6 protein-coding genes are annotated in these 7,462 nt (G+C 59.9%); 1 reads left to right on the top strand and 5 read right to left on the bottom strand.

The window, feature by feature from the left end:
* Nucleotides 1-117: 117 nt before the first annotated feature.
* Nucleotides 118-1,422: a UvrD-helicase domain-containing protein gene (locus WKW77_RS34780; protein ID WP_340361442.1), complete on the top strand. Its 1,305-nt coding sequence runs from the start codon at nucleotides 118-120 to the stop codon at nucleotides 1,420-1,422.
* Nucleotides 1,423-1,658: 236 nt separating this feature from the next.
* Here the strand turns inward: WKW77_RS34780 and WKW77_RS34785 are convergent, their stop codons facing one another.
* The 5 genes from WKW77_RS34785 to WKW77_RS34805 form a co-directional block, all read right to left on the bottom strand.
* On the bottom strand, nucleotides 1,659-2,261 hold the full coding sequence (locus WKW77_RS34785; RefSeq protein WP_340361443.1) for a hypothetical protein: 603 nt from the start codon (nucleotides 2,259-2,261) through the stop codon (nucleotides 1,659-1,661).
* 379 nt (nucleotides 2,262-2,640) lie between these two features.
* Entirely contained in the window at nucleotides 2,641-3,315 is a 675-nt protein-coding gene (locus tag WKW77_RS34790) for a hypothetical protein (protein WP_340361444.1), read from the bottom strand.
* Nucleotides 3,316-3,427: 112 nt separating this feature from the next.
* Nucleotides 3,428-4,339 carry an AbiJ-NTD4 domain-containing protein gene (locus tag WKW77_RS34795; RefSeq protein ID WP_340361445.1) on the bottom strand — a complete coding sequence of 304 codons (912 nt, stop codon included), beginning with the start codon at nucleotides 4,337-4,339 and terminating at the stop codon, nucleotides 3,428-3,430.
* A 12-nt stretch (nucleotides 4,340-4,351) separates the two neighbouring features.
* On the bottom strand, nucleotides 4,352-5,881 hold the full coding sequence (locus WKW77_RS34800; RefSeq protein WP_340361446.1) for a UvrD-helicase domain-containing protein: 1,530 nt from the start codon (nucleotides 5,879-5,881) through the stop codon (nucleotides 4,352-4,354).
* Nucleotides 5,878-7,221, bottom strand: coding sequence for an ATP-dependent nuclease (locus tag WKW77_RS34805; protein WP_340361447.1), 1,344 nt, complete (start codon nucleotides 7,219-7,221; stop codon nucleotides 5,878-5,880). The genes WKW77_RS34800 and WKW77_RS34805 overlap by 4 nt, the downstream gene beginning before the upstream one ends.
* Nucleotides 7,222-7,462: the final 241 nt, after the last annotated feature.

Raw genomic sequence — 7,462 nt, forward strand, 5'->3', positions numbered from 1 at the left:
CTGAGATACCATGCAACCCTTCACTCGCGTGTGCCTCCATTGGCCACGATCACGCTGAATCGCCGGCTACGATCAGACTGAAATGCCCGGCTACGATCGCTGAAATCCGCAACCACCATGGCGCAGCTCTGGTCAGGCAAAGCGTTTGCGTATCTCAGCGGTGAACTCCCCAAGCTGGGCGTCAACCTGGACCCGAACCCCGATCGAACGGCGCCAGGCCGCCAGCCCATTGAGAATCCTCGCCTCGCGGCCACCTTTAGAACCTTCCTCACCCACGTGAAGAGCAGCCGGCTGTCGATGCAGGACTTGCGCGAACGGCTGCAGCAACGGATCGCAGGCGACTTCCAGTTCCGCCACGAAATGTTCCTGCGGCTGTTCGAGAAGATTTGGGGCGCCTGGACGGACAAGCTTCGCGAAAGCGGGTGCATCGACTTCGAAGACATGTTGAACCTGGCTACCGACTGCTTGGAATCGGGCCAGTGGGAAAGTCCCTATGAGTTGATCATGGTGGACGAATTTCAGGATGCGAGTCGCGCGCGTGCCCGAATGGCGTCTGCGCTGGTTCACGGCGAAGACCGGTACCTCTTTGCGGTCGGGGATGACTGGCAGGGAATAAACCGCTTCGCGGGTGCGGATCTGGCAGTAATGACGGAGTTCGACGCCCTCTTTGGGGCGGGCACCACGCTCAAGCTGGAAACCACCTTTCGTTGCCCTCCTTCGCTGTGTGGCATCAGCAGCAAGTTCGTTCGCAAGAATCCCCGTCAGATTGCCAAAGAGGTGCGGTCATTCAAGACCGACATCGCGGAGCCGGTGCGGATCATCCGAGTCGATGATGAGAGACTCATCCGCGGGGCGGTTGAGCGAAGACTTCAAGAAATCTCGAAAGAATCGGCGGCGTTGAGAAGGAAGGCCAAGGTGCATCTGCTGGGTCGATACCGAAAAGACCAGCTGTACATGCCGGCCTCGTACGACCGACGGTGGGTGGAGGCTTCTTTCCTGACCGTCCATTCATCCAAGGGACTTGAGGCTGATCACGTTATCGTTCCACGGGTCACCTCGGAAACGCTCGGCTTTCCCAGCAAGGTTGCGGATGACCCAGTGCTGCAACTGGCGATGCCCTCAGGTGAGGGGTTCGAGTTCGCAGAAGAGCGCCGACTCTTCTACGTCGCGCTGACCCGGGCCCGCTCGACCGCAACGCTCATCACGGTCCGGCACATGGAGTCGACCTTCGTCACGGAATTGCTGAAGGATCACGGCCTTCGGATCTTGAATGTCGACGGTTCTGAAGACGACGCCGAACTCTGCCCGGCATGCGGCGACGGATTCCTAAGGCTCAGAAAGTCGACGTACGGGCCCTTCATGGGGTGCAGCAACTTTCCGCGTTGCAGGTACACGCGTGACGCCCGCCGTCAATCCCGGTGATTCGCCGCGCAGTGCGCTCCGCAGCGTTTGCGGTCGTTCGCCATGACGAGCCTGAATGACTGCAGTCCGACGGTCTCCGACCATGCCCAAGGTCCTGCCCTCTTGCCGGAGAACGAAGTCGAGCAAAGGCCCGGGGGCAATCGTAGGCACGTCACAGCCGCGCTAGGGGAGCGCGCTCGGGACGATTCAGTTCGCTAGGGTGGCGGTGCCGCGGGTGATCGCGTCATTGAGCCAGCTCAACTGGCGAACTCCCGCGACTCCACTTCATCCTTCGCGGCTTCCAGCACACGTGCGGGGTCGGATAGGAGAAGCTCGCGCGGACGCCTTCCGCCAAGAAAGCCGTTTGTGCTCTCGAACCACGTCGTCAGCCACTCGGCGCTCTGTTTGCCCAGCACCTGCAGGATGTTCTTCATCGCAGGCAGCGGATGAAAGTCGCCGCCTAGTGCGTAGCGTGGGTACAAGTCTCGGTTGCCTTGTCGAAGCGCGAAGACACGGCCCTGAGCCTTCCAGCGGCTGACGCTTCCTATTGGGTTGCCGGGGCGCAGCTTCGCAAACTCAGCCACTTGCTGCGCCGTGTACCAGTCCGTGCCTTCTTGAATAGCGCTACGGGCGCGCCCTTCCATCCGCGCTTGCGCGGAGTCGGCTGGCGTGATCTCTGCTCGTCCGGCAAACAGATTTACGAGCGTCGCGCGTGCAGCTAGGCGGCGCTCGTGCCGCACGGCCAATACAGCGGCGAGCAAGTCAGGCAACATTTCCTGAACCTGTTGAATGTCCTTCTCCGTCAGCTCATGGGATGCCTGGCGAGGGTCTAGATCTACGTGAAAGCTCAGGTTCTTCATGGCGGCGCCCTGTGGAGAGTGCGAGTTATGTGAGTCAGCATAGTCAACTCGCACAACTCACACAAGCTCGGCCATTTTTGCTGGATCCCGGAAGGCACCGCGGCGCAAGCAGCGAAGACTAGGCGGGTCTTGGCCATCCGAGCCGACACCGCTTTCATGTCGCGGCCGATGAGCGCTTGGGCAAGCGGTCGGGTGACGTTCGGTGGCTTAGCAAGGACCGCACGTGGCCGGGTTGAGCCGCGGGATTGCAGCGCTTGCGGTCCTTTGACTTGGCGGACCCGAATGGCTCGGCCGTTAGCCAACGCGAAGCAGCCAGTGCCTGTATGCGCGAGACGCGATCGCAGCGGACGCGCATCGGCACACGGCCGGCTACGCAGCACTAATCGAGAATCTGCTTAAGTTCGCGACTCGGTTGGCTGGTTTCAATCTTGTCCAAGGCCATCTTTGCGTCGCGATACGCGGCGCTGATGTCGCTATCGGCAGCTCGTCGGCGCTGCCTTTCCGCAAAGTTAAACTGCCCGAGTTCCTTACGTCCCGCGGCGGCGAGTGCTGCGGCTTCCAACGCCTGTTGCAATTCCATGTAGCCCTGGACAAGCGCGTAGCTGCCAAGCTCATGCAATGGGATGGCAGCAAGAGCTTTCAGGCAGGTGCGAAAGGAACTCTCGCTGTAGGTTTTCTGGTAGTAGGAATCACAGGGCTCGCGTTCAAGATCCTGCACGAGCTCGAACGCTCGGGCAGCGATCGGGAAGAGCGCGCGAACTCGTTCAACGTGTTCCCGATCCCGCAGTTGCAGTGCGTGCTCGAGCGCGGCTTTGGATTGAGATCGCCCGATGATCCATGCGCCCACGATGGCACCAATAGATCCAAAGGCCTGTACCCACGACGCCCAGTCGGCCACCTTCAGGTCTTCGCGGATGCCCCATCCAATGAGGCACCCCACCAAGGCGAGCGTTAGCGCGAACATCGCCGTGCGTTTGGAGAGTCGCCACCCGAAGGGAAATTGTCTGAAATGCGGATAGCGGCGATAGAGCCAATCTAGAGAGGTCTTCTGCATACGGCTGCTCACCTTAGCAGACCGCGGCGCCCTCCGATGTTGGTCAAGGTCGAATCTTGACGGATGGCGCCAGCCTACTAACCTCTTCGTCAGCGCTGGTGAGCCTTGGCTCCTAACGAGGTGCGTTCTTGCGGACCACCAGATCCACCAAAGAAAAGAGCCTGTGAAACAGATAGTCGACATGGTCAGTATCGATCACGGGTGTCTGGGTTCGTTCGTGATGGCGTAGCAGGTGGCTGTTCCCGATCTCTCGAAGCTCCAGGGCTTCCTTTTCCAGAAGTTGGCGAAATACCGGCTCAGAACTTGCCCTGTCCAGAACCAGCTTCGCCGATTTGGCCTTGTTGTCGTCGGCCAATGTCTTGATGCGCTCCCATGAGTCGAACAGCCGCTCCAGCGCTTCACGGCGAATCAACGGATCGGGGTCTGAGAACTTCCTGCGTGACTCTTCCAGCATGACGTCGAGCAGTTGATCCCCGGTCTGGAAATAGGTCCTTGCGAGCATGTCACCAATGACGGCCGGCAGTATCCGACGGACCTCGCCGTCTCCAGTGATCTCATAAGCCAGCCCGTTGCGCGCAAGGATGCGGTTCACATCGCTCACGAGCGCAGAACGCCCCTGCGTGCTATCGAACGAAAGATGGTGATGGCGGTAGTAGTCGTGAAGCTTCCCTGGAACCGGAAGGGCTACGCACCTCCAAACGAACTCGATGAAGTCAAGTGCCACAAGGGTCGGGGGCGCCCAAGGCTTTCGCATCCGCATGAAATCATCTTCGTCGAACTCGTCGCGTTGCAGCGGCCAAGACAACCCCTCAATCTCCGCCTCGATGGCGCTTTTAAGCTTGTCCGTGTCGTTGCCACAGATCGCATGACCATCGGGGCATTCCTTTGGAAACGAAGCCCCGAACGCTCCGGAACTCGCCAGCGACTCAACCAGGACCGCGATGCCTCCCCAAGCGGCCGGACTCATCGTCTGCTCGGTACGTGCTTTGGGACCGATCTCCCGATCGCTGAAATAGTTGCTCATGGGATAAGTCTCTCAATGGACCTTGAACAGGGGACTAGGGTTGGATGTCGGAACCACCAAGGTGAGCGACTTCTTCGCTCTGCTGAGGGCGACGTACATCTTAGATTTCGCGTACAGCGTCGACGTGAACTGGGCCTTGTCGCAGGCCATCAGCATCGAGTGGTCGCACTCCAGCCCCTTCGCCTTGTGAATGCTGCTGAGCACCTTCTTGGGTAGAGAAGGATGGGAATAGGAGCGCATGCGCGAAACCTCCGCAAAACCTTCGTCGGGACCTGAAAATTGGCCTATACGCACGGCATCCCGCAGCTCGGAACCATGATCAATTTTCACGGTATCGAAGCCCGCAGCAGAGTCCTTCACCAGCGCAGTGATTTTCGCGAGGGCGTCCGACACCCCCGTGTGCGACGGATTGTTCAGCAGGCATCGTGCGACCGCTTGAATGTTTGCCGGCTTTCCAATGGTGGGGCGAGCCGCCCCAGTTCGGATCTCTTGCAGAAGTCTGTCGCCATGACTGGAAAGACTGAACCCTGCTGCAACGCTGCCCATGAAGCTGATGACTCCTAACGCTAGTGCTTCCGGATTGCCATGACCGTCTCGTAGGGTCTGCACGAGTGCCCCCAGCGCATTTCGCGTATGTCCTTCCCAGATCGGGACTGCCCGAAACCAAAAGGCGCGAAGTGCCGCCACCAAGTCGTTCTGCGATGCGAGGACCATCAGCTGCGGGCTGCTTCTTAGCACCTTGTCAATCGGTGCTCTGTGCTCCTTGGACAGTTGGTAGCCTGTTCGCATCCGAGCCGTGTTGTTTCCGACAAGAACCCTAACGGATGGAGGCAGCCCTCTGGTTAGGTCAATCTGAGTTCCGCGCTCCAAGTTCTCCCGCGCCTCGATGACCCAAGCTCCCAACAGAGGGCAACCGGTTTGCCAACGATGAGGCGTGATCAGCCTCTCGCCAGCTCCCTGCGCCTTCAATGCGTCCCAGCGGGCACGATCCTCACGCGCGGCTTTATCGCTTTTGGCCCCGTAGATCCGCTGCATGGGATCGCCAAAGATCCGGACGGTTGCTCCAGCAGACAGCAGGGACATGACAACACTGTGCTGATCGACACTGGAGTCCTGATGCTCATCGCACACGATGACTGGGTAGCGTCGGGCGAGTGCACGAGCCACCATTGGCTGATTGCGCAGGAATCCCGCGACCTTGGTCGCCATAATCTCAAAGCCTCGCCCGCCATCCCGCAAAGCCCAGGATGTCAGATCCCGCGGCAAATCCAGTGGCTTGTGGTACGCGAGCGCGATCTGTGCAATTAAGGCATCGATGGTCTTGATTTCGACGCGTGACCCGGCCTTCTTCGTGCGTTCCGCGAAGACGGAACAAGCGGCGTGAGTGTGCGTCAGGATGAGCAAGCGGCCATCGCCAATCGCCCCCACCACCTCCTGCGCGTACGCAGCACCCTGGTATGTCTTGCCGCAGCCCGCCGCAGCTTCAATGATCACCAGCGGCTCGGGTGAGCGGAGAAGCTTGGCGACGGCCTGGTCGCTCATAGATCGAGCTTTTCCAAGGCCTCGCGTCCCACGGCTGCCAGTACCGCATTGATCAACGGAAGCAACTGCGGCTGGATGTCCACCCACGCGCCTAGCGTGACCATTTTTTGGGCCAACTCCTGTCCACCGACAGTGGACTTGAACCAATGCTGGGAATGCTTCTTCCAAGCCTTTTCTTGACTTGCGGGCGCCCCATCCTTGCTACCGCTGGCGGCTGCAATGATCAGTGCGCGCCACGATTTTCCAGAGGCTTTCAGCGCCGCATCTATCGCCTCGGTGCTTTTGTCTTGAAGTCCAAGGCGCTCCGCCAAAGTCCGAAGTCGATTGCCGTCCAGTTCGCCTTCTGCGTCCTTCAGCAGCTCGAGAAGATTCGCATCGGGAACGGCCCTGATCACATGATCTTCGGTGCAGCCCTTCGGCCACTGGTGCAACCGCCCTTTGAGCTTTTCCTTCAGTTTCTTCCACCGCTCTGGCGCGGTACCTTCGTCGTCAGCTAAGCCGGCAAACAGCAAACCGGAAGACGCGAGCGTCTCTAGCAGATCCAAGGTCGCTCCATTGCCCTGACCATCGCAGACTCGCACCCCGTGATCGAGCGGGTTGCCCTCGAAAGCCTTCTCCAGTAGATACTGCAAGAAGCCAACTTCGGTGGGTCCTTCCGCAATGACAGCCACGCGCGCCAAGAACGTTTCAGGGTCGCGCTTCTGCTGTGGCCCGATCTTGTCCCGAGGCAGCGTCCCGATGGAGCCCTGACTGTCCAGATACCAAAGGTGTGCGTCCTCTGCACACGAAATGGCGACAGGGCTATGTGTAGTGAGGAAGATCTGCCCGTGTTGACCGGCCAGGATGTTGATGAGCTTGCGCAGACGGTACGGTTCCAGTCCGCGCTCGATTTCATCGATGAGCGTAACGCTTGCTTCCTTGTCCGTTGACGATGCAATTTCGAGCGCTGCCATCCGTCTGGTACCCGCGCCCCAACTGCTTAGGGGCAAAGCCACCCCGTTCTTAGTCGCCATCAGGCCAATGAGCGCGCCAATCGACAACCCCTGGCTGGTCGTGAGGCCGAGTTTCAGTTCACTGGGAAGCGCGGCACCAGCCATGCGCGTATCCAGCTTTTCAATCGCATCCCTACCCTTGTCATTGAGGGAATCGTGCAAATTGAGCCCCGCCACTTCCTTGCCGATACGTGCCCGCAATGCGTTGTCGGCCAGCAACCGATCCAGCGCGGAGCCATAGACAAGGCGCAGATCGCGATCATTTCGCTCATCAGCGCTCATCCGGACTAGGCCGATACGTCGGCGAACGGCAGTCGAGAAATGATCGAACTCGCCGTTGGGCTGCATGACCTCCCATGCGAGCTCGAGCTCCGTGGTCCCTCGCACGCGCACGCGATACACCGGCTCGCCAGGCCCCGGATGGACGCCCTCGCCGTCGGCCGATGGCGCGACAGCGTCCTGGCCATCCCACGCCCATGGCCCCCGATCGACACTTCAAACTCCCCCACCCGTGGACACTCAAATTCCTCCAGGCAGGACGAGGGTTGCATTATTGATCTGTCAGGCCTCCGCGGCGATCGCCAGGCGC

Origin of the sequence: Variovorax ureilyticus (genome assembly GCF_037889935.1) — a bacterium.
GTDB lineage: Bacteria > Pseudomonadota > Gammaproteobacteria > Burkholderiales > Burkholderiaceae_C > Variovorax > Variovorax ureilyticus.

Bases quoted from the DNA above. Each gene is read 5' to 3' on its own strand.
- WKW77_RS34800 (WP_340361446.1), bottom strand. From the start codon at position 5,881: ATGAGCGACCAGGCCGTCGCCAAGCTTCTCCGCTCACCCGAGCCGCTG.
- WKW77_RS34790 (WP_340361444.1), bottom strand. From the start codon at position 3,315: ATGCAGAAGACCTCTCTAGATTGGCTCTATCGCCGCTATCCGCATTTC.
- WKW77_RS34780 (WP_340361442.1), top strand. From the start codon at position 118: ATGGCGCAGCTCTGGTCAGGCAAAGCGTTTGCGTATCTCAGCGGTGAA.
- WKW77_RS34785 (WP_340361443.1), bottom strand. From the start codon at position 2,261: ATGAAGAACCTGAGCTTTCACGTAGATCTAGACCCTCGCCAGGCATCC.
- WKW77_RS34795 (WP_340361445.1), bottom strand. From the start codon at position 4,339: ATGAGCAACTATTTCAGCGATCGGGAGATCGGTCCCAAAGCACGTACC.
- WKW77_RS34805 (WP_340361447.1), bottom strand. From the start codon at position 7,221: ATGCAGCCCAACGGCGAGTTCGATCATTTCTCGACTGCCGTTCGCCGA.